Source organism: Streptococcus oralis, from assembly GCF_024399415.1.
Lineage (GTDB): Bacteria > Bacillota > Bacilli > Lactobacillales > Streptococcaceae > Streptococcus > Streptococcus oralis_CS.
Map to the genome: position 1 here is coordinate 681311 of NZ_CP029257.1, position 22992 is coordinate 704302.

22 protein-coding genes are annotated in these 22992 nt (G+C 41.2%); all 22 read left to right on the forward strand.

From position 1 onward, the window contains the following. Positions 1–7: 7 nt before the first annotated feature. The 22 genes from murC to DG474_RS03515 all read left to right on the forward strand — a co-directional run bounded on the left by murC (position 8) and on the right by DG474_RS03515 (position 22925). Positions 8–1342, forward strand: coding sequence for a UDP-N-acetylmuramate--L-alanine ligase (murC, locus tag DG474_RS03410; RefSeq protein WP_000048081.1), 1335 nt, complete (start codon positions 8–10; stop codon positions 1340–1342). A 9-nt stretch (positions 1343–1351) separates the two neighbouring features. Next, complete coding sequence (locus tag DG474_RS03415) at positions 1352–1819, forward strand: GNAT family N-acetyltransferase (protein ID WP_255778805.1); 468 nt, start codon at positions 1352–1354, stop codon at positions 1817–1819. Next, positions 1816–2313, forward strand: coding sequence for a GNAT family N-acetyltransferase (locus DG474_RS03420; protein WP_000702417.1), 498 nt, complete (start codon positions 1816–1818; stop codon positions 2311–2313). The genes DG474_RS03415 and DG474_RS03420 overlap by 4 nt, the downstream gene beginning before the upstream one ends. Positions 2314–2393: 80 nt before the next feature. Beyond that, positions 2394–4145 (forward strand): endolytic transglycosylase MltG, encoded by a 1752-nt coding sequence (gene mltG, locus DG474_RS03425; protein ID WP_255778806.1) that lies wholly within the window; start codon positions 2394–2396, stop codon positions 4143–4145. A gap of 62 nt (positions 4146–4207) precedes the next feature. Further along, on the forward strand, positions 4208–4690 hold the full coding sequence (gene greA, locus DG474_RS03430; protein ID WP_000818765.1) for a transcription elongation factor GreA: 483 nt from the start codon (positions 4208–4210) through the stop codon (positions 4688–4690). A 76-nt stretch (positions 4691–4766) separates the two neighbouring features. Further along, a complete protein-coding gene (locus DG474_RS03435; protein WP_255778807.1) occupies positions 4767–6131 on the forward strand; it encodes an amino acid permease in 1365 nt (454 codons plus the stop codon). A gap of 99 nt (positions 6132–6230) precedes the next feature. Next, complete coding sequence (locus DG474_RS03440; protein ID WP_255778808.1) at positions 6231–6641, forward strand: GNAT family N-acetyltransferase; 411 nt, start codon at positions 6231–6233, stop codon at positions 6639–6641. A gap of 201 nt (positions 6642–6842) precedes the next feature. Continuing rightward, entirely contained in the window at positions 6843–7052 is a 210-nt protein-coding gene (locus DG474_RS03445) for a helix-turn-helix transcriptional regulator (protein WP_001107501.1), read from the forward strand. After that, positions 7042–7515, forward strand: coding sequence for a DUF6773 family protein (locus tag DG474_RS03450; protein WP_255778809.1), 474 nt, complete (start codon positions 7042–7044; stop codon positions 7513–7515). Before DG474_RS03445 ends, DG474_RS03450 begins: the two co-directional genes overlap by 11 nt. Continuing rightward, positions 7505–7993, forward strand: coding sequence for a DUF6773 family protein (locus DG474_RS03455; RefSeq protein ID WP_255778810.1), 489 nt, complete (start codon positions 7505–7507; stop codon positions 7991–7993). The genes DG474_RS03450 and DG474_RS03455 overlap by 11 nt, the downstream gene beginning before the upstream one ends. A 116-nt stretch (positions 7994–8109) precedes the next feature. Next, the gene (locus DG474_RS03460; RefSeq protein WP_255778811.1) at positions 8110–9570 is read left to right on the forward strand and encodes a nicotinate phosphoribosyltransferase; all 1461 of its coding nucleotides are present in this window, start codon (positions 8110–8112) and stop codon (positions 9568–9570) included. Then, positions 9567–10391 (forward strand): NAD(+) synthase, encoded by an 825-nt coding sequence (nadE, locus tag DG474_RS03465; protein ID WP_255778812.1) that lies wholly within the window; start codon positions 9567–9569, stop codon positions 10389–10391. Before DG474_RS03460 ends, nadE begins: the two co-directional genes overlap by 4 nt. A gap of 539 nt (positions 10392–10930) precedes the next feature. Beyond that, on the forward strand, positions 10931–11482 hold the full coding sequence (locus DG474_RS03470) for a GNAT family N-acetyltransferase (RefSeq protein WP_255778813.1): 552 nt from the start codon (positions 10931–10933) through the stop codon (positions 11480–11482). A gap of 162 nt (positions 11483–11644) precedes the next feature. Beyond that, the gene (gene ccdA2, locus DG474_RS03475) at positions 11645–12355 is read left to right on the forward strand and encodes a thiol-disulfide oxidoreductase-associated membrane protein CcdA2 (protein WP_045592194.1); all 711 of its coding nucleotides are present in this window, start codon (positions 11645–11647) and stop codon (positions 12353–12355) included. Positions 12356–12368: 13 nt separating this feature from the next. Next, the gene (locus tag DG474_RS03480; protein ID WP_255778814.1) at positions 12369–12932 is read left to right on the forward strand and encodes a redoxin family protein; all 564 of its coding nucleotides are present in this window, start codon (positions 12369–12371) and stop codon (positions 12930–12932) included. Between the two features lie 9 nt (positions 12933–12941). Next, positions 12942–14054: a peptide-methionine (R)-S-oxide reductase MsrB gene (gene msrB, locus DG474_RS03485; protein ID WP_255778815.1), complete on the forward strand. Its 1113-nt coding sequence runs from the start codon at positions 12942–12944 to the stop codon at positions 14052–14054. Positions 14055–14124: 70 nt separating this feature from the next. Next, positions 14125–14862: a response regulator transcription factor gene (locus DG474_RS03490; protein WP_255778816.1), complete on the forward strand. Its 738-nt coding sequence runs from the start codon at positions 14125–14127 to the stop codon at positions 14860–14862. Then, the gene (locus DG474_RS03495) at positions 14859–16550 is read left to right on the forward strand and encodes a cache domain-containing sensor histidine kinase (protein WP_255778817.1); all 1692 of its coding nucleotides are present in this window, start codon (positions 14859–14861) and stop codon (positions 16548–16550) included. The genes DG474_RS03490 and DG474_RS03495 overlap by 4 nt, the downstream gene beginning before the upstream one ends. 109 nt (positions 16551–16659) lie before the next feature. Next, entirely contained in the window at positions 16660–17223 is a 564-nt protein-coding gene (locus DG474_RS03500; RefSeq protein ID WP_255778818.1) for a TIGR01440 family protein, read from the forward strand. A gap of 266 nt (positions 17224–17489) precedes the next feature. Continuing rightward, the gene (pabB, locus tag DG474_RS03505) at positions 17490–19205 is read left to right on the forward strand and encodes an aminodeoxychorismate synthase component I (RefSeq protein ID WP_125397793.1); all 1716 of its coding nucleotides are present in this window, start codon (positions 17490–17492) and stop codon (positions 19203–19205) included. Between the two features lie 112 nt (positions 19206–19317). Continuing rightward, positions 19318–21840, forward strand: coding sequence for an Ltp family lipoprotein (locus tag DG474_RS03510; RefSeq protein ID WP_255778819.1), 2523 nt, complete (start codon positions 19318–19320; stop codon positions 21838–21840). A 125-nt stretch (positions 21841–21965) separates the two neighbouring features. Then, the gene (locus DG474_RS03515; RefSeq protein WP_000078551.1) at positions 21966–22925 is read left to right on the forward strand and encodes an ROK family glucokinase; all 960 of its coding nucleotides are present in this window, start codon (positions 21966–21968) and stop codon (positions 22923–22925) included. The last annotated feature ends 67 nt before the right edge of the window (positions 22926–22992 follow it).

The window sequence follows — 22992 nt, forward strand, 5'->3', positions numbered from 1 at the left end:
GAAAAGCATGTCAAAAACATATCATTTTATTGGAATCAAGGGATCAGGGATGAGTGCCTTGGCCTTGATGTTGCACCAAATGGGACACAAGGTTCAAGGTTCAGACGTTGAAAAATACTACTTTACTCAACGTGGACTAGAGCAGGCAGGGATTGCCATTCTTCCTTTTGATGAAAAGAACCTACAAGGTGATGTGGAGATTATCGCGGGGAATGCCTTCCGTCCAGATAACAACGTTGAAATCGCCTATGCAGATCAAAATGGCATCAGCTACAAACGTTACCACGAATTCCTAGGTAGCTTTATGCGCGACTTTGTCAGCATGGGAGTAGCAGGAGCTCATGGAAAAACTTCAACGACAGGTATGCTGTCACACGTCTTGTCTCACATCACAGACACCAGCTTCTTGATTGGTGATGGGACAGGTCGTGGTTCAGCCAATGCCAAATATTTTGTCTTTGAATCAGACGAATATGAGCGCCATTTCATGCCTTACCACCCAGAATACTCTATCATCACCAACATTGACTTTGACCATCCAGACTACTTTACAAGTCTAGAGGATGTTTTCAATGCCTTTAACGACTATGCCAAACAAATTACCAAAGGTTTGTTTGTATACGGTGAAGATCCTGAGTTGCGTAAGATCACAGCCAATGCGCCAATCTATTACTATGGTTTTGAAGCAGAAGGCAATGACTTTGTAGCTAGCGATCTTCTTCGTTCTACGACTGGTTCGACATTCACCGTTCATTTCCGTGGTCAAGAGTTGGGTCAATTCCACATTCCAACCTTTGGTCGTCACAATATCATGAATGCGACAGCTGTTATAGGTCTTCTTTACACAGCAGGTTTTGATTTGAACTTGGTCCGTGAACACTTGAAAACTTTTGCAGGTGTTAAGCGTCGTTTCACTGAAAAAATCGTCAATGATACAGTGATCATTGATGACTTTGCCCACCATCCAACAGAAATCATTGCAACCTTGGATGCAGCTCGTCAGAAATATCCAAGCAAGGAAATCGTGGCAGTCTTCCAACCGCATACCTTTACAAGAACCATTGCCTTGTTGGACGAATTTGCCCATGCATTGAATCAAGCAGACGCCGTCTACCTAGCGCAAATCTATGGATCAGCTCGTGAAGTGGACCATGGTGATGTCAAGGTAGAAGACCTAGCTAATAAAATCAACAAGAAACATCAGGTTATCACTGTTGAAAATGTTTCTCCACTCCTAGACCATGACAATGCTGTTTACGTCTTTATGGGTGCAGGAGACATCCAAACCTATGAATATTCATTTGAACGTCTCTTGTCTAACTTGACAAGCAACGTCCAATAAGGAAAACAGATGGAAATTCCAATCACTATAAGGCAAGCTACCCTATCAGATTTAGAAGAAATGTTGGCGATTGAAGAAGCCAATCCTTCGTTAGAAGAGGCATTTAGCCGCCAATCCTTAGAAGAGAGTATCCGCAAGACTGCGGGTACCTTTCTTGTAGCTGGGGATGAAAATCAGCTCCTAGGCTATGTTTTAGGAGAAGCTCAGTATCTTCATCCCAAGTGGATAGAAATAAAATCATTGACCATTCTTCCTGACCATTGGGGACAGGGGTTGGGAACTCTTCTTCTTGCGGCCTTGAAACAGGTGACAGTCGAACTAGATTACCAAGGTATTCTTTTACAAAGTCCTGATGAACTACTATCTTATTTTGAAATGAATGGCTTTGTTGAAGAAGAAATGACAGAAAGTCATTATGGCAGTGGTTCTGAATGGTATCTGATTTGGGAAAATCCCTTTTATCAGGAGGAAATATGAAAATCAGACAAGCAAGATTTTCGGATTTGGATCGGATTATAGAGATAGAGCTGGAGAATTTTTCACTGGAGGAAGCCATTCCTCGTTCGGTCTTTGAGGCCCATTTGCAGGAAATTCAGACCAGTTTTCTGGTAGCTGAAAAAGAGGGGAATATTCTTGGTTATATCGAAGGTCCAGTCGTCCCACACCGCCATCTACATGATCAGTCATTTACAGAAGAAATAAAAGACTATAGCCATCAACCTGGAGGTTATATTTCTGTGACTTGCCTATCTATTGCCAAGGAAGCACAAGCTTTGGGGGTAGGGAAAAGACTATTAAGGGCTTTGAAAGAAGTCGCTTTAGAACATGAGCGAGAGGGCATTAATCTGACATGTCATGATTACCTTATCGCCTATTATGAAAAGCACGGCTTTGTTAATGAAGGAATATCCCAGTCAAACTTTGCTGGGGAAACATGGTATGATATGGTCTGGCAGCCTGAAAATCAATAAAACTAGCTAGGGAATGCCCTAGTTGGTTGCTTTTCTACGACTTTTAAGATATAATATTATGGATTGTCAACAAGGAGGTAATGCTTTTGACTGAAAAATCAAGAGAAGAAGAAAAATTAAGCTTTAAAGAGCAGATTCTACGTGATTTAGAAAGAGTAAAAGAACAAGATAGAAGAGAGAAAGAAGTAGAGATTCCAAATCTGACGGCTTCATCATCTCAAGCTAGTTCAGCAACTCCTTCAGATCTTGAACCAGAAACATCAACAGAAGAGTTGATGGCTGATTCCCTGTCTGTTGTCGATAAAATTCTAAAGAATGCACCAAGTGTTCCTCCACTTTCAAGTGCTAGAACTGATGAAACGGATGACCAAGAAGAGAAAGAGATTAGACAGCCAATCATCGACAAGATTGAAGTTGTAGAATCTGAAGAACCTCTAGTAGAGCCGATTCATCTGGCTGAAGAACCTGTAGTGGAACCCGTTCAACCTAAGGTAGAACCAGTTGAGCTTAAACCCGAAGAAAAAGAATTTAACGATACTCCGACTAAGGTTGCCGTAACCTATAAAACAGAAGACAAGAAAGAGGAAATCACTCCAGGAATGCCTGAAAGAGTTGAGCCTGTTTCTACAGAATCTAGCAGTGGATTAGCTGATGCTCCACGTCGTAGTCGTCGTCAAGGTGCAACATCAACTAAGAAAAAGAATAAATCAAAAGCTAAAGGTTGCCTAGTAACAGTTCTAGTTCTCCTAGTACTCGTTACAGTTGGTGGTTACTTTGGTTATGGTTACGTTCAAGATTCCTTGAAACCTGTGGATGCAAGCTCTAAGGATTACGTAACGGTTCAAATCCCAGACGGTGCAAATGTTCAAGAAATTGGAAGCACCTTGGAAAAATCTGGTTTGGTTAAACATGGACTGATCTTTAGCCTTTATGCTAAATACTATAGCCATGCTAACTTGAAGTCAGGTTATTACAACTTGAAGAAGAGTATGAGTACGGATGAGTTGATTCAAGAATTGGAAAAAGGTGGGACTCCTGAAGCTCAGGCACCTGTTCTTGCAAACTTGACAATTCCAGAAGGCTATACATTAGAGCAAATCGCTCAAACAGTAGGACAACTTCAAGGTGAATTTAAAGAACCTCTTACTGCGGATGCTTTCTTGGCAAAAGCTCAAGATGAGACCTTTATCTCACAATTAGTAGCCAAGTATCCAAACCTACTTGGAAGTCTTCCAACAAAAGACAGTGGCGTTCGTTATCGTCTTGAAGGCTACCTTTTCCCAGCCACCTATACGATCAAAGACGGCACAACTGTTGAAAGTTTGATTGATGAGATGGTGGCTGCTATGGATAAGGCTATGTCGCCATATTACGCTACGATCAAAGAAAAGAATCTGACAGTTAATGAATTGCTCAGCATTGCTTCTCTTGTCGAAAAAGAAGGTGCTAAGACCGAAGACCGCAAGAAAATCGCAGGTGTCTTCTATAACCGCTTGAATGTTGGTATGCCACTTCAAAGTAATATCGCTATCCTATATGCTCAAGGAAAACTTGGTCAAAAGATTAGTTTAGCAGATGACGCTGGAATTGATACAACGATTGATTCACCATACAATGTTTACACACACCTTGGTCTCATGCCTGGACCGGTTGATAGCCCAAGTTCGGATGCGATTGAAGCAAGTGTAAACCAGACAAAGAGTGAGTACTTGTACTTTGTAGCAAATGTTGAAGACGGTAAAGTATACTTTGCAACAACAAAAGAAGAACATGATCAAAACGTTGCAGAGCATATCAATAGCAAGTTACCTCAAGCAAGTAGTTCAAACTAAAATTATGTGGTTTTCCACATAATTTTGTTTTAAAAAAGTAAATAGAAAAGAAAGTTAAAAAAATGGCAGAAAAAACTTACCCAATGACCCTTGAAGAAAAGGAAAAACTAGAAAAAGAATTAGAGGAATTGAAACTCGTTCGTCGTCCTGAAGTCGTAGAGCGTATCAAGATTGCTCGTTCTTATGGAGACCTTTCAGAAAATAGTGAGTATGAAGCAGCGAAAGATGAACAAGCTTTTGTTGAAGGTCAAATTTCAAGTCTAGAAACAAAAATTCGCTATGCTGAAATTGTTAATAGCGATGCAGTTGCCCAAGATGAGGTAGCAATCGGTAAAACAGTAACAATCCAAGAAGTCGGTGAAGACGAAGAAGAGGTCTACATCATCGTCGGTTCCGCTGGTGCAGATGCTTTTGCTGGTAAAGTCTCAAATGAAAGTCCGATTGGCCGTGCTTTGATTGGCAAGAAGACTGGTGATACTGCAACGATTGAAACACCAGTTGGTAGCTATGATGTCAAAATCTTAAAGGTTGAAAAAACAGCTTAAATAGAATGAAAAAGGAGTAGTGAAGGTTTTGCCTTGCTCAACTCCTTTTTGGTTTTTTAGATAAAAAGGAGACTATATGAGTGAAAATAAGAAGAAAAACAAAATGGAGCGTGGTTTAACCAATCGCCATGTTCAGGTGATGGCCATTGCGGGGACAATCGGAACAGGACTTTTCCTAGGTGCTGGTCGCTCTATCAGCCTTACAGGACCTTCTATCATTCTGATTTACATGATTACTGGAGCCTTTATGTTTTTGATGATGAGGGCTGTTGGGGAGATGCTGTATCAGGATCCAGAACAACATACCTTTATCAACTTTATCACCCGTCATTTGGGGAAAGGCTGGGGATATTTCTCAGTTTGGTCTTATTGGTTGTCAGTTGTCTTTATCGGTATGGCAGAAATCACTGCCATCTCAGACTATGTCCGCTTCTGGTTTCCCACCTGGCCTAGCTGGATGATTCAGCTTGTCTTTTTAACGATTTTGGCTTTGGTCAATCTGATTGCGGTTAAGCTCTTTGGAGAAGTCGAGTTTTGGTTTGCTATGGTCAAGATTGTGGCGATTTTAGCCATGATTGCCACTGGGGTCTTTATGGTTTTGACGGGCTTTAAGACACCGCATGGTGTTGCAAGTTTGGCAAATATCAGTGACCAATTCTCTCTTTTTCCAAACGGAGTTATGAACTTTGTCATGGCCTTTCAAATGGTATTTTTTGCCTATCTGATGATTGAGTTTATCGGGGTAACAACTTCTGAAACAAAGAACCCTCGTCAGGTCTTGCCCAAAGCTGTTAAGGAAATTCCTCTCAGAATTATCTTCTTCTATGGGGGAGCTCTTATTGCGATTATGGCCATTATTCCTTGGTCTTATCTTAATTCTTCTGATTCTCCATTTGTAACAGTCTTTGAACTGGCAGGGATCAAGTGGGCGGCGGCTCTAATCAATTTTGTTGTCTTGACCTCAGCAGCTTCTGCTCTTAACTCAACTCTCTACTCAACAGGGAGACACCTATATCAGATTGCCCATGATTCGCCCAATCGTTTCTTAAAGGCCATCAAGGTCGATACCCTTTCTCGCCACAATGTTCCACAAAATGCCATCATCGCCTCAGCGATCTTGATTGCTCTGGCTGCCTTTATCAATGTGTTGCCAGGTGTTTCAGATGCCTTTGCTTTAATCACCGCATCCTCATCAGGTGTATACATCGCGATTTATATCTTGATTATGGTGGCTCATCTCAAATACCGCAAGTCACAAGACTTCATGGCTGATGGCTACCTCATGCCTCAGTATCGCTTGCTTAATCCCCTAACCATTCTCTTTTTTGTCTTTGTTTTCGTGACTCTCTTTTTGCAAGAGTCTACCTTCATGGGGGCAGTTGGTTCTGCTATCTGGATCCTTATTTTTGGGATTTATAGTCAGTGGAAATTTAGAAAATAAATCATGAACTCATCAACTCTGCTTGGTGAGTTTTTCTAGTTTGACAGTCTATTGAAATAGGATTATAATCAAGCTGTAGCAGTTTATTAGGAGGTTTGAATGCACGTTAGATTGGAAAATAAGGAATCACATAAAGCGCAAGAAATCGCGAATCAAATTCGTGCTTATAATCGTTCCAAAAGAGAAGAGGCTGAAAGCGAGCCACTGAATCTTTATGTTGAAGACGAAATGGGCAATCTCATGGCGGGCTTAGTAGCTGAGACTTTCGGAAATTGGTTGGAAATCGAATATTTATTTGTGAAAGAGGAATTGAGGGGACAAGGAATTGGTTCAAAACTATTGGAGCGAGCAGAAAATGAAGCCAAGAATCGAAACTGTCGTTTTGCTTTTGTCAACACTTACCAGTTTCAAGCGCCAGATTTTTATCTAAGTCATGGCTACAAGGAAGTTTTTGCCTTGCAAGACTATCCCTACACAGGACAAAGATACTATTACCAAAAGGATTTGTGATCTAGACTTCTTTCCTTTGAAGAGGAGCTTAGCTAAGTAGCAAAAAAGAACGAATACTCTTTATCATGTAAGATGGTAGAGAGTTTTTTTGTTAATAAAATATTACAAAATGACATTTATATATTGCATTAAGTTAGATATATGGTATAATGTATTTGAGAAAAGGAGCGCAACTTTTTAAAAATTATAAGGAGGAATCAAGTGGCTAAAAATTTAAAGCTAAAACTAGCTCGTGTGGAACTTGATATGACACAGGGGGATTTGGCAGAGGCTGTTGGTGTTACTAGGCAGACTATAGGCTTGATAGAAGCAGGGAAATATAATCCTAGTCTTTCCCTTTGCCAGTCTATTTGCAGATGCTTAGGCAAAACTTTGGATCAATTATTTTGGGAGGAAGAAGATGAAAAATAGAAAAAAACTTGTGATCAAAGATGAACGTACGGAAAAATTGGACGGAAACATTTCAGGAGAAATTCTCTTGGGAATGTGCTTATTTTTGGCACTGGAAATTTTTGCCAAAGTTTATATTTTCAATTTAACACTTTTGTCCTATTTATCAGAATTACTTTTATTGATTGGAGTCGGTTTGTATGCTATTATTCGCCGCATGTATGTAGGAATTGACATTCGAGATATTGTTGAGAATACTGGAAAAGAAAGAATTTTATCTGCTTTGGGATTTTCTATAGTGATTTTATTGATTGATATCGTAGGCAATCGCGAGGAACTGGTCAATCTATTGACTTGGAAGTACTCCCTAAAAGTGGTTCTAGCAGTTATCATCTATCTCGTTGGGAGTTTTTCTATGGATAGAGTTATCCTATACTTGAATCGCAGAAATCAGCAAGTTTGGGAGGAAGAAGATGAAAAATAGATTTTTTTATTATCAATTACTAGACGAAAGAGAAGAACAACTGATTAACAAAGCTGGGACAGAGTCTTTTAATGTGTTTATCGGGCTCATTCTGCTAAGTTATTTGGTGGCTGTATTAGCACCTGCTCTTTTTAATTCTAATATTCTTCTGGTTACCCTTCTTTTAGGAATTTCCTTCTTTTTCAATCGTGCACGACAACTTGGAGTGACCTACTATAGTCGTTTTCATTTTACGATTGTAGGGTGTTTGCTGGTAACTCTCGCTATTACGACTCTCTTGATGTTGGAGAATTATCAATTCAATATCGAAATTTATCAGCACAATCCTTTGAACGTTAAATACTTGTCTGCTTGGGTCATTACTTATCTGATTTACCTTCCTTGGGTTTTTATCGGCAATCTCGGCCTTAAAAGTTATGGTGAATGGGCTCAAAAAAAGTTTGAGCAAGATATGGATGAACTGGAGAATGGAGAATAGCTTGTTAGCTTTTTATCAATCTCAGTAAAATGTGTTATAATAGTACTAATTTATCGGATGGTGTGAAAGTGGTAGAATACGTTCATACCTTTGTAAAGTAGGAAGAAGGAAAACAGATGTATCCAGATGATAGTTTGACATTGCACACGGACTTGTACCAGATTAACATGATGCAAGTTTACTTTGACCAAGGAATTCACAATAAAAAGGCGGTCTTTGAAGTTTATTTCCGTCAGCAACCTTTTCAGAACGGTTATGCAGTTTTTGCTGGCTTGGAAAGAATTGTACATTATCTTGAAGACTTACGCTTTTCTGATAGCGATATTGCCTACTTGGAGACGCTTGGGTATCATGGAGAATTCTTGGACTACCTACGAAATCTCAAGTTAGAACTAACGGTTCGTTCTGCTCAGGAAGGGGACTTGGTTTTTGCTAATGAGCCGATTGTGCAGGTTGAAGGACCTCTAGCCCAATGTCAATTGGTCGAAACGGCTCTCTTAAACATCGTTAACTTTCAAACCTTGATAGCGACCAAGGCAGCACGTATTCGTTCAGTCATTGAAGATGAACCCTTGATGGAATTCGGTACACGTCGTGCGCAAGAAATGGATGCAGCTATCTGGGGAACACGCGCAGCCGTGATTGGAGGAGCCAACGGAACTAGCAATGTGCGAGCAGGGAAGCTCTTTGGCATTCCTGTCTTGGGTACTCATGCCCATGCCTTGGTACAGGTTTATGGAAACGACTATGAGGCCTTCAAGGCTTATGCGTCAACCCATCGTGACTGTGTCTTTCTAGTAGATACATATGATACGCTTCGCATCGGTGTGCCAGCTGCCATTCAGGTTGCTCGTGAACTGGGAGACAAGATTAATTTTAAAGGCGTTCGTATCGACTCAGGGGATATAGCCTATATTTCCAAGAAAGTTCGCCAACAGTTAGATGAGGCTGGATATCCAGATGCCAAAATTTACGCTTCCAATGACCTCGATGAAAATACTATCCTTAACCTCAAAATGCAACACGCTAAGATTGACGTTTGGGGGGTGGGTACCAAGCTGATTACAGCCTATGACCAGCCAGCTCTTGGGGCAGTTTATAAGATTGTGGCTATCGAAGATGAAACTGGTAAGATGCGCAATACCATCAAGCTTTCAAGCAATGCTGAAAAAGTATCGACACCAGGTAAGAAGCAAGTATGGCGCATTACTAGTCGTGAAAAAGGTAAGTCAGAAGGTGACTACATCACCTATGACGGTGTGGATGTTGCCAGCATGACAGAAATCAAAATGTTCCATCCAACTTATACCTACATCAAGAAGACCGTTCGAAATTTTGATGCTGTTCCTCTCTTGGTGGACATCTTCAAAGCAGGAACATTAGTTTACAACTTGCCTAGTTTAACAGAAATTCAGGCCTATGCTCGCAAGGAATTTGACAAGCTATGGGATGAGTACAAGCGTGTGCTCAATCCGCAGCACTATCCAGTAGATTTGGCGCGTGATATTTGGCAAGATAAGATGGACTTGATTGATAAGATGCGCAAAGAAGCCCTTGGTGAAGGAGAAGAAGAATGAGTTTGCAAGAGACCATTATCCAGCAACTGGGCGTCAAACCAGTGATTGACGCCCAAGAAGAAATTCGTCGTTCGATTGATTTCTTAAAGAGATACTTGAAAAAACACCCCTTCCTTAAAACATTTGTACTAGGGATTTCTGGAGGACAAGACTCAACCTTAGCAGGGCGTTTGGCGCAATTAGCTATGGAAGAAATGCGAGCTGAGACAGGAGATGACAGCTACCAATTTATCGCTGTCCGCCTGCCATACGGAGTGCAAGCTGATGAAGCAGATGCTCAAAAAGCTCTTGCTTTCATCCAGCCAGATGTCAGCTTGGTTGTGAATATCAAGGAATCAGCTGATGCTATGACAGCTGCAGTCGAAGCGACAGGAAGTCCTGTTTCAGACTTTAACAAGGGAAATATCAAGGCTCGTAGTCGTATGATTGCCCAATATGCCCTTGCGGGTGCCCATAGCGGAGCGGTCATTGGAACAGACCATGCTGCGGAAAATATCACAGGCTTTTTTACTAAGTTTGGTGACGGTGGTGCAGATATTCTCCCACTTTATCGCCTCAATAAACGTCAAGGGAAACAACTCTTGAAGGAACTTGGTGCAGACCCAGCTCTTTATGAAAAAATCCCAACAGCAGATTTGGAAGAAGAAAAACCTGGACTTGCTGACGAAGTTGCACTTGGAGTCACTTACAATGAAATTGATGATTACCTTGAAGGCAAAACAATCAGCCCAGAAGCTCAAGCGACTATCGAAAACTGGTGGTACAAAGGCCAACACAAACGCCACCTACCAATCACCGTATTTGATGACTTTTGGGAGTAAAAACCTCCAGTGGAGGTTTTTAGCCTCTCACCTTGAAATAAAAAAGTGAGAGTTAGTCCAGTGGACCTTTTTAGCCCGAGTCTAGAAACGAGAAAGCGAGGCAGATTCGGTAACTCGTAGAGTTCGATTTTCCTTGTCTCACCCCCGCAACGATGACTAGGTTTGAAAAAGCTTGATAAAGCGCATTTCAAACCAGACAGCGACTGCGTCAAGTAACTAGATGAAAAACTTGTTTTCTAGCTGTTACTGAGTATAGTCTTTTTACCCTGAGCCTAGAAATGAGAAAGCGAGGAAGGTCCGGGGGACCTTTTTAGCCCGAGTCTAGAAACAGGAAAACGAGGCAGATTCGGTAACTCGAAAAGTTCGATTTTCCTTATCTCACCCCCGCAACGATGACTAGGTTTGAAGAAGCTTGGTAAAGTGCATTTCAAACCAGACAGCGACTGCGTCAAGTAACTAGATGAAAAACTTGTTTTCTAGCTGTTACTGAGTATAGTCTTTTTATCTTGAGCCTTAAGCTTAGAAAGCGAGGTAACATTATGAAAGCAATCGGTACGCAAATATTACAGACAGAACGTTTAATTTTGAGAAGATTTGTGGAGAGTGATGCAGAAGCCATGTTTCAAAATTGGGCTTCGTCTGCTGAGAATCTGACCTATGTCACCTGGGATCCTCATCCTGATGTTGAAGCGACTCGGAACTCGATTCGAAATTGGGTTGCATCCTATACTAATCCCAACTATTACAAATGGGCCATTTGTCTCAAAGAGAACCCAGAGCATGTGATAGGAGATATCAGCATCATTGAAATGCACGAGGAAGATTTAAGTTGTGAAATTGGGTATGTTTTAGGAAAAAACTTTTGGGGCCGAGGTATGATGACAGAGGCCTTGAAAGCTGTGTTAGACTTTTGTTTTACTCAAGCAGGCTTTCAAAAGGTCAGAGCTCGTTACGCCAGTCTTAACCCAGCTTCAGGCCGTGTGATGGAGAAAGCTGGAATGTCCTATCTAAAAACTATTGCCAATGGTGTGGAGAGAAAAGACTACGTTGCGGATCTTATTTATTACCAGATAAGTAGGGAAGACAGGTGATTTCTTTTCTGTTTCTATCAAAGTCAGACCTTGTCTGGCTTTTTTTGTGCCAGATTTCTGAATAAACTGATTAAATTCCTATTTTTCCCTATCATTGTCCCTGTTTTTTCTGGAGTTTTGGAGCTATAATAGTCCTATCAAATCAAAGAATGGAGGAAGGCAATGGACAATATAATCTTTTTTATCAGTGTTTTTCTTGCTGGAATTCTTTCCTTCTTTTCTCCTTGTATCTTACCCTTGTTACCGGTCTATGCAGGGGTCTTGTTGGATGACAAAGATGGTGCTCAGGCTTCTAGCGGAAAAATTTCAATCTCACTTGTTAGTTTAGTGAGAACTCTGGCCTTTATAGCGGGGATTTCTTTTATCTTTATCTTACTGGGCTATGGAGCTGGTTTTTTAGGCAATTTGCTTTATGCTTCTTGGTTTCAGTATGTGACGGGTGCGGTCATCATTCTCTTGGGCTTGCACCAGATGGAAGTTTTACATTTGCAGGGGCTCTACAAGGAAAGAAGGCTACAATTAAAGAGACAGGGGCAAAAGGGTAACGGATATAGTCAGGCATTTTTACTGGGGTTGACCTTTAGTTTTGCTTGGACGCCATGTGTAGGGCCAGTTCTGGGGTCTGTTTTAGCCTTGGCGGCTTCAGGTGGTTCAGGAGCTTGGCAGGGTGCTGGTTTCATGTTGGTTTACACGCTGGGTTTAGCGCTGCCATTTTTGGTTCTAGCTCTCGCCTCCAGCTATGTTTTGAAACATTTTCGAAAACTCCATCCCTACCTCGGAACTCTCAAAAAAGTGGGTGGTTTCCTCATTATCGTGATGGGAATCTTGGTGCTTTTGGGGAATGCTTCCATTTTAACTACATTATTTGAATAGAGAGGAAAAAGAAATGAAAAAATGGCAAACATGTCTCCTTGGAGTAGGCTCAATCTGTTGCTTGGCAGCCTGTTCGGCTAAAAATATGACAGAGGAATCTACTATGAAGGAGCAAACGAAAACAGAACAAGTCAGTTCGCAAACTGCGACTAAAGGTCAGGCGGTTGGTGATTTTGAACTGATGGGAGTAGATGGTAAGACCTATCGTTTATCTGACTACAAAGGCAAGAAAGTCTATCTTAAATTCTGGGCTTCTTGGTGTTCCATCTGTCTGGCTAGCCTTCCAGATACGGACGAAATTGCTAAAGAAGCTGGTGATGACTATGTGGTATTGACAGTGGTCTCTCCTGGGCACAAGGGAGAACAATCTGAAGCTGACTTTAAGAACTGGTATAAGGGCTTAGATTATAAAAATTTACCGGTTTTAATTGATCCATCAGGCAAACTTTTGGAAAGTTATGGTGTTCGTTCTTACCCGACTCAAGCCTTTATAGACAGGGAAGGCAAGCTGGTCAAAACGCAACCAGGTTTTCTGGATAAGGATATGATTTTAAAAACATTGAAAGAAATGGGGTAGAGAAAGGCTATGAATGATAAAGTAAAACTTTTTGTCTTGGCAGGGGTCATTCTCCTAGCCCTAACCGGTTTCTATTTTCTATTGATGCGAAATGCAGGGCAGACAGATAGCTCGCAAATTGAGAAAGCGTCAGTTAGCCAAGGAGGAAAAACAGTGAAAAAAACAGAAGTGAGTAAAGACGCAGACTTGCACGAAATTTATCTAGCTGGGGGATGTTTCTGGGGAGTGGAGGAATACTTCTCACGCGTTCCCGGAGTGACAGATGCCGTTTCAGGCTATGCAAATGGTAGAGGGGAAACAACCAAGTACGAATTGATTAACCAAACAGGACATGCAGAGACTGTCCATGTTACCTATGATGCCAATCAAATTTCCCTCAAAGAAATCCTGCTTCATTACTTCCGCATTATCAATCCAACCAGCAAAAATAAACAAGGAAATGATGTGGGAACCCAGTACCGTACTGGCGTTTATTACACAGATGACAAGGATTTGGAGGTAATCAACCAAGTCTTTGATGAAGTTGCTAAGAAATATGACCAACCTCTGGCAGTTGAAAAGGAAAACTTGAAGAATTTTGTGGTGGCGGAGGATTATCACCAAGACTACCTCAAGAAAAATCCAAATGGTTACTGCCATATCAATGTTAATCAGGCGGCCTATCCCGTCATTGATGCCAGCAAATATCCCAAACCAAGTGATGAAGAATTGAAAAAGACCTTGTCAGCTGAGGAGTATGCAGTTACCCAGAAAAATCAAACAGAACGAGCTTTTTCAAACCGTTACTGGGATAAATTTGAATCTGGTATCTATGTAGATGTAGCTACTGGCGAACCTCTCTTTTCATCAAAGGACAAGTTTGAGTCTGGTTGTGGCTGGCCTAGTTTCACCCAACCCATCAGCCCAGATGTTGCTACCTACAAGGAAGATAAGTCCTACAATATGACGCGCATGGAAGTGAGAAGCCGAGTTGGAGATTCTCACCTTGGCCATGTCTTTACAGATGGGCCTCAGGACAAGGGTGGCTTACGCTACTGTATCAATAGTCTCTCTATCCGCTTTATTCCCAAAAACCAAATGGCAGAAAAAGGCTATGCCTATTTACTAGATTATGTTGATTAAGAAGGCTTTCCTAAGCAGTTAGAGGAAAATTTTGCTATACTGATACTAGTAAGTGACAAAGGAGCAGAGCATGACCTACACAATCTTAATCGTAGAAGATGAGTATCTGGTTAGACAAGGCTTGACTAAGCTGGTCAATGTAGCAGCCTACGATATGGAAATCATCGGTCAGGCTGAAAATGGAAGGCAGGCTTGGGACTTAATTCAAAGGCAGGTGCCAGATATCATTTTAACCGATATCAACATGCCTCAGCTGAATGGCATCCAGTTGGCCAGTCTGGTACGAGAAACCTATCCTCAGGTGCATCTGGTATTTTTGACAGGTTACGATGATTTTGATTATGCCTTGTCTGCTGTTAAACTCGGTGTAGATGATTACCTGCTCAAACCCTTTTCTCGTCAGGATATTGAGGAAATGTTGGAGAAAATCAAGCAAAAACTAGACAAGGAAGAAAAAGAAGAGCAGTTACAAGATTTATTAACCGATAAGTTTGAGGGAAATATTGCTCAGAAGATCCAGTCTCATCTGGCTGATAGTCAATTTAGTTTAAAGTCTTTAGCCAGTGAATTGGGCTTTAGTCCGACTTATTTGAGTTCCTTGATTAAGAAAGAGTTGGGCCTGCCTTTTCAGGATTATTTGGTGAGAGAGCGTGTCAAACAAGCCAAGCTCTTGCTTCTGACTACGGATTTAAAGATTTATGAGATAGCCGAAAAGGTTGGTTTTGAGGATATGAACTATTTTACCCAACGTTTTAAACAGATTGCAGGTGTGACACCTCGTCAGTTTAAGAAAGGGGAAGGCCGATGAAGCGTTCTTCTCTCTTAGTCAGAATGGTTATTTCCATCTTTCTGGTCTTTCTCATTCTACTAGCTGTTGTTGGGACTTTCTACTATCAATCTAGTTCAGCAGCCATTGAGGCTACTATTGAGGGCAATAGTCAAACGACCATTAGCCAAACTAGCCACTTTATTCAGTCTTATATCAAAAAATTAGAAACCACCTCTACCAGTTTGACCCAGCAGAAGGATGTCTTGGCCTATGCTGAGAATCCTAACCAAGACCAAGCCAAGGGAATCCGAGATCTGTTTTTGACTATCTTAAAGGCAGACCAGGACTTGAAAACGGTGGTACTGGTCACCAAATCCGGTCAGGTTATTTCTACAGATGATAGTGTGCAGATGAAAACTTCCTCAGATATGATGGCTGAGGATTGGTACCAAAAGGCCATTCATCAGGGAGCTAAGCCAGTTTTAACCCCAGCTCGTAAATCAGATAGTCAGTGGGTTATTTCTGTCACTCAGGAACTTGTTGATGCAAAGGGAGCCAATCTTGGTGTGCTTCGCTTGGATATTTCCTATGAAACTCTGGAAGCCTATCTTAACCAACTCCAGTTGGGCCAGCAGGGTTTTGCCTTTATCATCAATGAAAATCATGAATTTGTCTACCATCCTAAACATACAGTTTATAGTTCATCTAGCGAAATGGAGGCTATGAAACCCTACATCGAGACAGGACAGGGCTATACGCTGGACCATCAATCCTACGTTAGTCAGGAAAAGATTGCAGGAACAGATTGGACGGTTATAGGAGTGTCTTCGCTGGAGAAGTTAGACCAAGTTCGGAGTCATCTCTTGTGGACCTTGCTTGGAGCAAGTGTCACATCTCTTCTTGCCTGTCTCTGCTTGGTGTGGTTCAGTCTCAAGCGCTGGATTGCCCCTTTGAAGGATTTGAGAGAAACCATGCTGGAAATTGCTTCTGGTGCTCAAAATCTGCGTGCTAAGGAAGCTGGCGCCTATGAACTGAGAGAAGTGACTCGCCAGTTTAATGCCATGTTGGATCAGATTGATCAGCTGATGGCAGATGTGCGCAGGCAGGAAGAAGCGACCCGGCAGTATGAACTTCAAGCCCTGTCGAGCCAGATTAATCCGCATTTTCTCTATAACACCTTGGATACCATCATCTGGATGGCTGAATTTCAGGATAGTCAGCGAGTGGTTCAGGTGACTAAGTCCTTGGCAACCTATTTCCGCTTGGCGCTCAATCAAGGAAAGGATTTGATTTCTCTTTCTGATGAAATCAATCATGTCCGCCAGTATCTCTTTATCCAAAAACAACGTTATGGGGATAAGCTGGAATATGAAATTGATGAAAATTCTGCCTTTGATAACCTAGTCTTACCCAAGTTGGTGCTACAACCCCTTGTAGAAAATGCCCTTTATCACGGCATCAAGGAGAAGGAAGGTCAGGGCCATATTAAAGTTTCCGTCCAGAAAAAGGATTCAGGGCTTGTCATCCGCATTGAGGATGATGGTGTTGGTTTCCAAAATCCTGGCGATAGCAGTCAAAGTCAGCTCAAACGTGGGGGAGTTGGTCTGCAAAATGTCAACCAACGCCTCAAACTTCATTTTAGAGAAAACTATCAGATGAAGATTGATTCTGTACCTGAAAAAGGGACGACAGTTGAAATATGCATCAATAAAAAAGCAATTAGCTAACTCCCAGTATATTCTGGGAGTTTTGCTTTTAAAAATCAGAATGATTAGTTGGCCTTGATAAAATCAGTAAAAAAAGATATGATAGATAGTGACAAAAGAGGTATCAAGTATGAAGGAAAAAGATATTCAAAGAGCAACAAGCCAGATTGTTGAAGATGTATTAGAAAAGGCCAATTTGAAGCAGGGATCCATCTTTGTTTTGGGCCTTTCTTCTAGTGAGGTGATAGGTGGTCAGATTGGCAAGGAATCCAGTCAAGAAATTGGGGAAATTATTGTGAAGACCATCCTAGATATCCTAGAGGGAAAAGCAATTCATCTAGCCGTTCAAGGTTGTGAACATGTCAATCGAGCCCTCGTTGTTGAACGCCAGGTGGCAGAGCAGTTTGGTCTGGAAATGGTCAGCGTCCTTCCGACTCTTCATGCAGGAGGTTCAGGTCAGTTGGCAGCCTTCAAGTTTATGAAGGATCCAGTTGAGGTTGAATTTATCAAGGCCCATGCTGGGTTGGATATCGGAGATACTGCAATTGGCATGCATGTCAAGCACGTTCAGGTTCCGATTCGCCCTGTACTGCGTGAAATTGTGCATGCCCATGTAACGGCTCTAGCTAGTCGTCCAAAATTAATCGGAGGTGCGCGTGCGCATTATCCGCAAGATTCTATTAGAAAGTCGTAAAATCATTCTGTAGCAACAGAAGAAAAGCAAGAGACAGAGGAAACAATGGTATAGATACCATGACTTCCTCTGTTCTTTTTTGTTGTATTTTTGTGTAAAGTGCTCCAAATAAGACCAGTTTTTACAAGAAGAAGGGGTGCTATCTGATGGAGAATTGCCAAAAAGTAGAAAAAAAGAAACTTAGAGAAGATTTTCCGTTATAGAAATCAGTAAACAAAGCTGGATTTAGCTGTTCTAGGTCGGCTATTTTGTGCTATACTTAAGATATGCATAGAAAAACAGTGATTGATTTTAGGGCTTTGGGGGAGAGATACACCTTTACCCAGCCGATCAGAGAGTTAAAAACGAGAGATTTAGCAGAAGTAGCAGACTTGCTGGCACAAGTGGAAAGCTACCAAGAGCAAGGCTACTATGTAGTGGGCTATGTCAGCTACGAGGCTGCACCTGCATTTGAGGAGAAATTAGCAGTTCATAAAGCTCCTTTACTGGCAGAGTATCTGCTATATTTCACAGTTCATGATAGGGTAGAAACATCGCCTATTCCTTTGACTTATGAGGAAGTAGATCTGCCTTCAAAGTGGCGAGAACAAACATCTGCAGAGGACTATAAAAAAGCTATTTCCCAGATTCACCATCATTTGCGTCAGGGGGACACCTACCAGGTAAATTACACTGTCCAACTCAAGCAAGACTTGAGTGTCAATCCTTTTGCCATTTACAATCGTATGGTGGTAGAGCAGGAGGCGGGCTACAATGCCTATGTTGAACATGATGAGATGGCAGTGATTTCCATGAGCCCAGAGCTCTTTTTTGAGCAAAAAGACCGTGAGTTGACAACGCGACCAATGAAGGGAACGACTCAGCGGGGAGTGGCTGACCAAGATGATCTGGACCAGGCTAGTTGGTTGGAGCAGGATCCCAAAAATCGTTCTGAAAATATGATGATTGTGGACCTCTTGCGCAATGATATGAACCGTATTTCCGAAGTGGGTAGTGAACATGTGGAGCGTCTCTGTCAAGTGGAGCAGTATTCAACCGTTTGGCAAATGACTTCGACCATCAAGAGTCAGTTACGATCGGATGTTGACCTAGTTGAAATCTTCCGTTCGCTCTTTCCATGTGGTTCCATAACGGGAGCTCCAAAAATTGCGACCATGGAAATCATCAAGAACTTGGAGCCCCAACCCAGAGGAGTTTACTGCGGAACGATTGGTCTCTTGCTTCCAAATGGACGACGGATTTTCAATGTCGCCATTCGGACCATTCAACTGCATCAAGGGAAAGCCATCTATGGAGTTGGAGGCGGGATTACTTGGGATAGCACCTGGGAATCTGAATACCGAGAGGTTCATCAAAAGGCGGCTGTACTCTATCGTAAACAAGCACGTTTCCAATTGATTACAACTGGGAAAATCAGCCAGAAAAACTTGTTATTTGAAGAACAACATCTGGAAAGACTGACAAAGGCTAGTCGATATTTTGCCTATCCTTTTAATCCGGAAGAACTGAGACAAAAGATAGAGAAAGAGTGCCAAGTTTGTGATGCTAATCAAGACTACCGCTTGCGAATCATCCTCAGCAAATCTGGAGAGATAGAACTCAGTAGCCAAATCTTAACACCCCTTAGTCCAAGTTTCTGTCAGGCTCAACTTTGTCTGCAAGAAGCAGATTTGAATCAAGCGTTTACCTACTTTAAAACAACTAATAGACCACACTTAAGTCTAGGGGAACAGGAAATCATTTACCATAATGCAACAGGAGAACTACTTGAGACCTCTATTGGAAATCTGGTCTTAAAAATTAATGGTAAACTCTACACACCGCCTACCAGTCTAGGAATTTTACCAGGAATCTACCGCCAGCATTTGCTGGAAAGAGGACTGGTAGATGAAAAAGTCTTGACTTTAAAAGACCTAGCTCAGGCGGAGGCTATCTATGGCTGTAACGCAGTCAGAGGTTTGTATGAGTTGGAAGTGATATAACTATGGATTTTTCAATTAAGTTTTAGATTTATTTGTTAATATTTGATTTGAAAGCAAAATTAAATATATGGTATACTATAAGTATAAATCAATAAAAATAATGGAGATTTTTATGAAAAAATCAAAAAAAATTTTAGTAACCAGCTTAGCAACTGCAACACTGGGACTTATTGCATTATCAGATACAACTGGAGACTTTCCTTTTTCGGCTCAGCATGTTTCTGCTCAAGAAAAGGATGCATCTAAAAATGGTAAGGTTGTAAAAGAGAATACAACTTCGGCGTCAAATCAAGCTGAGAAATCAAAAACACCAGCGCAAAAACCTGCTGAGAAATCAAAAACACCAGCGCAAAAACCTGCTGAGAAACCAAAAACACCAGCGCAAAAACCTGCTGAGAAACCGAAAACACCAGCACAAAAACCTGCTGAGAAACCTAAAAATACAAGTCCTAAAGAGGATAAGTCCAAATCTACAGCTCAGTCTGGTTGGGTAGGCTCATCGTACTATGAAAATGGTACTAAAGTTACTAATAAGTGGATTTTTGATAAAAAAGCTAATTCTTATTTCTATCTAAATGCTTCGGGAAACTATGTCCAAAATACTTGGGAAGGCAATTACTATCTCAAATCAGATGGAAAGATGGCCAAGAATGAATGGATTTATGATAAGAAATACTCTGCTCATTATTATTTAACAGGAGAAGGCAGCTACGCTCGTAATACATGGGTAGGTAATTACTATCTAAAATCAGATGGGAAGAGAGCTAAAAATGAATGGATTTATGATACGAAATCGAGTTCATATTTTTATCTAACATCAGAAGGAAGTTCTGCTCGTAACACTTGGGTAGGAAATTACTACCTCAAATCAGATGGAAAGATGGCTAAGAATGAATGGATTTATGACAAAAACTACGGGTCATACTATTATCTAACAGCAGAAGGCAGCTACGCACGTAACAAATGGGTAGGTAATTACTATCTAAAATCAGATGGTAAGATGGCCAAAAATGAATGGGTAGATGGTGGCCGGTATTATGTTGATTCTGACGGAAAGATAGTAAAAAGTGAATGGATTTATGACAAAAACTATGGTTCCTATTATTATCTAACAGCAGAAGGCAGCTATGCTCGAAGCAAATGGGTCGGAAATTATTATCTCAAATCAGATGGTAGGATGGCTAAAAGTCAGTGGGTAGATGGTGGCCGTTATTATGTAGGAGACGATGGTTTGTGGCAACCAAAACCAGCGCCAAAGCCAGCACCAAAACCAGCTGAGAAACCAAAAACGCCAGCACCAAAACCAGCTGAGAAACCGAAAACGCCAGCACAAAAACCAGCTGAGAAACCGAAAACGCCAGCACAAAAACCTGCTGAGAAACCGAAAACACCAGCACAAAAACCTGCTGAGAAACCAAAAACACCAGCACCAAAACCGGCTGAAAAAACTAAAGAAACAACTCCTAAACAGGATAAATCACAATCTAAAGTTCAGTCTGTCTGGGTAGGAAATTACTACCTCAAATCAGATGGAAAGAGAGCTAAAAATGAATGGGTAGATGGTGGTCGTTATTATGTTGATTCTGATGGAAAAAAGGTTAAAAGTGACTGGATTTATGATAAAAACTATGGTTCATATTATTATCTAACAGCAGAAGGAAGCTCTGCTCGCAATAAATGGGTAGGAAATTATTACCTCAAATCAGATGGAAAGATGGCCAAGAATGAATGGGTAGATGGTGGCCGTTATTATGTTGAATCAGATGGTAAAATGGCTAGGGATAAATGGGTAGATGGTGGCCGTCACTATGTAGACTACGATGGTGTGCGGCAACCAAAACTAGATGGGAAGCAGTACAATGCTGCTTTAAATAAAGCGAAAAGCTATAATTCGGTTTTACATATGTCAAAAAAAGATCTCTATAACCAATTAACGTGGAATGGTTTTTCAAGTTCAGTAGCGCAGTATGCCATCGATCACTTGAATGCAGATTACAAAGCAAATGCCTTAATTACAGCAAGAGCATACCGAAAGAATAACCATTTATCAAAGACAGAGATTTATGAGTGGCTAACTTCTTCTTATGTTGGAAAATTTACAAAAGAAGAAGCAAACTATGCAATTCAAAAACTTAATCTACCATCAGAAGGCAGCCAAGCTCGCAATAAATGGGTAGGAAATTATTATTTCAAATCAGATGGAAAGATGGCCAAGAATGAATGGGTAGATGGTGGCCGTTACTATGTTGATTCTGAAGGCAAAATGGTAAGGGGCAAATGGGTAGATGGTGGCCGTCACTATGTAGACTACGATGGTGTGCGGCAACCAAAACTAGATGGGAAGCAGTACAATGCTGCTTTAAATAAAGCGAAAAGCTATAATTCGGTTTTACATATGTCAAAAAAAGATCTCTATAACCAATTAACGTGGAATGGTTTTTCAAGTTCAGCAGCGCAGTATGCCATCGATCACTTGAATGCAGATTACAAAGCAAATGCCTTAATTACAGCAAGAGCATACCGAAAGAATAACCATTTATCAAAGACAGAGATTTATGAGTGGCTAACTTCTTCTTATGTTGGAAAATTTACAAAAGAAGAAGCAAACTATGCAATTCAACATTTAGGTGACTAATTTTTACAAATAGTGAAGCAAATGAGATGTTTTAATTTTGGCTTGTGGCCTGCAAACCTTTGCACAAAAGAGACGATTTTGTTATACTATATCTGTAAGCATTTTCAATTAAAAAGGAGAAGACGATGAGTCAAAAGATTATTGGGATTGACCTTGGTGGAACATCTATCAAGTTTGCAATTTTAACTCAAGAGGGAGAAATCCAAGAAAAATGGTCTATCAAGACTAATATTTTGGATGAAGGAAGCCATATCGTAGATGATATGATTGAGTCTATTCAACATCGTTTGGACTTGCTTGGATTGTCAGCTACGGATTTTCGAGGTATTGGAATGGGATCACCAGGTGTGGTTGACCGTGAGAAAGGGACTGTTATCGGTGCCTACAACCTAAACTGGAAAACCCTTCAACCGATTAAAGAAAAGATTGAAAAAGCCTTGGGGATTCCATTCTTTATCGATAATGATGCCAACGTAGCTGCTCTTGGTGAGCGTTGGATGGGTGCTGGTGAAAACCAACCAGACGTTGTCTTTATGACACTTGGTACAGGTGTTGGTGGCGGTATCGTGGCAGAAGGCAAATTGCTTCACGGTGTTGCTGGTGCAGCAGGAGAGCTTGGTCATATCACTGTTGACTTTGACCAACCGATCGCATGTACCTGTGGTAAAAAAGGCTGTCTTGAGACAGTTGCTTCAGCAACAGGGATTGTTAACTTGACTCGTCGCTATGCAGATGAATACGAAGGCGATGCAGCCTTGAAACGCTTGATTGACGACGGTGAAGAAGTAACTGCTAAAACTGTCTTCGACCTTGCAAAAGAAGGGGACGACCTTGCCTTGATCGTTTATCGTAACTTCTCACGTTACTTGGGAATCGCTTGTGCCAACATCGGCTCAATCCTCAACCCATCAACAATCGTTATCGGTGGTGGTGTATCAGCTGCGGGAGAATTCCTTCTACAAGGTGTTCAAAAAGTCTACGACGAAAACACCTTCCCACAAGTACGTACATCAACAAAATTAGCTCTTGCAACTCTAGGAAATGACGCTGGAGTTATCGGTGCGGCATCACTTGTATTGCAATAAGATAAAAAAGGGGGAAAAACACTACTTTAAAGCTAGTGATTTTCCTCCTTTCTTTTTTTATGCTATA

Coding starts and splice junctions, on each gene's coding strand:
- pabB (WP_125397793.1), top strand. CDS start 17,490: ATGCATAGAAAAACAGTGATTGATTTTAGGGCTTTGGGGGAGAGATAC.
- nadE (WP_255778812.1), top strand. CDS start 9,567: ATGAGTTTGCAAGAGACCATTATCCAGCAACTGGGCGTCAAACCAGTG.
- DG474_RS03515 (WP_000078551.1), top strand. CDS start 21,966: ATGAGTCAAAAGATTATTGGGATTGACCTTGGTGGAACATCTATCAAG.
- mltG (WP_255778806.1), top strand. CDS start 2,394: ATGCTTTTGACTGAAAAATCAAGAGAAGAAGAAAAATTAAGCTTTAAA.
- DG474_RS03435 (WP_255778807.1), top strand. CDS start 4,767: ATGAGTGAAAATAAGAAGAAAAACAAAATGGAGCGTGGTTTAACCAAT.
- DG474_RS03420 (WP_000702417.1), top strand. CDS start 1,816: ATGAAAATCAGACAAGCAAGATTTTCGGATTTGGATCGGATTATAGAG.
- ccdA2 (WP_045592194.1), top strand. CDS start 11,645: ATGGACAATATAATCTTTTTTATCAGTGTTTTTCTTGCTGGAATTCTT.
- DG474_RS03470 (WP_255778813.1), top strand. CDS start 10,931: ATGAAAGCAATCGGTACGCAAATATTACAGACAGAACGTTTAATTTTG.
- DG474_RS03455 (WP_255778810.1), top strand. CDS start 7,505: ATGAAAAATAGATTTTTTTATTATCAATTACTAGACGAAAGAGAAGAA.
- DG474_RS03495 (WP_255778817.1), top strand. CDS start 14,859: ATGAAGCGTTCTTCTCTCTTAGTCAGAATGGTTATTTCCATCTTTCTG.
- murC (WP_000048081.1), top strand. CDS start 8: ATGTCAAAAACATATCATTTTATTGGAATCAAGGGATCAGGGATGAGT.
- DG474_RS03440 (WP_255778808.1), top strand. CDS start 6,231: ATGCACGTTAGATTGGAAAATAAGGAATCACATAAAGCGCAAGAAATC.
- DG474_RS03500 (WP_255778818.1), top strand. CDS start 16,660: ATGAAGGAAAAAGATATTCAAAGAGCAACAAGCCAGATTGTTGAAGAT.
- DG474_RS03450 (WP_255778809.1), top strand. CDS start 7,042: ATGAAAAATAGAAAAAAACTTGTGATCAAAGATGAACGTACGGAAAAA.
- DG474_RS03490 (WP_255778816.1), top strand. CDS start 14,125: ATGACCTACACAATCTTAATCGTAGAAGATGAGTATCTGGTTAGACAA.
- greA (WP_000818765.1), top strand. CDS start 4,208: ATGGCAGAAAAAACTTACCCAATGACCCTTGAAGAAAAGGAAAAACTA.
- DG474_RS03415 (WP_255778805.1), top strand. CDS start 1,352: ATGGAAATTCCAATCACTATAAGGCAAGCTACCCTATCAGATTTAGAA.
- msrB (WP_255778815.1), top strand. CDS start 12,942: ATGAATGATAAAGTAAAACTTTTTGTCTTGGCAGGGGTCATTCTCCTA.
- DG474_RS03460 (WP_255778811.1), top strand. CDS start 8,110: ATGTATCCAGATGATAGTTTGACATTGCACACGGACTTGTACCAGATT.
- DG474_RS03510 (WP_255778819.1), top strand. CDS start 19,318: ATGAAAAAATCAAAAAAAATTTTAGTAACCAGCTTAGCAACTGCAACA.
- DG474_RS03480 (WP_255778814.1), top strand. CDS start 12,369: ATGAAAAAATGGCAAACATGTCTCCTTGGAGTAGGCTCAATCTGTTGC.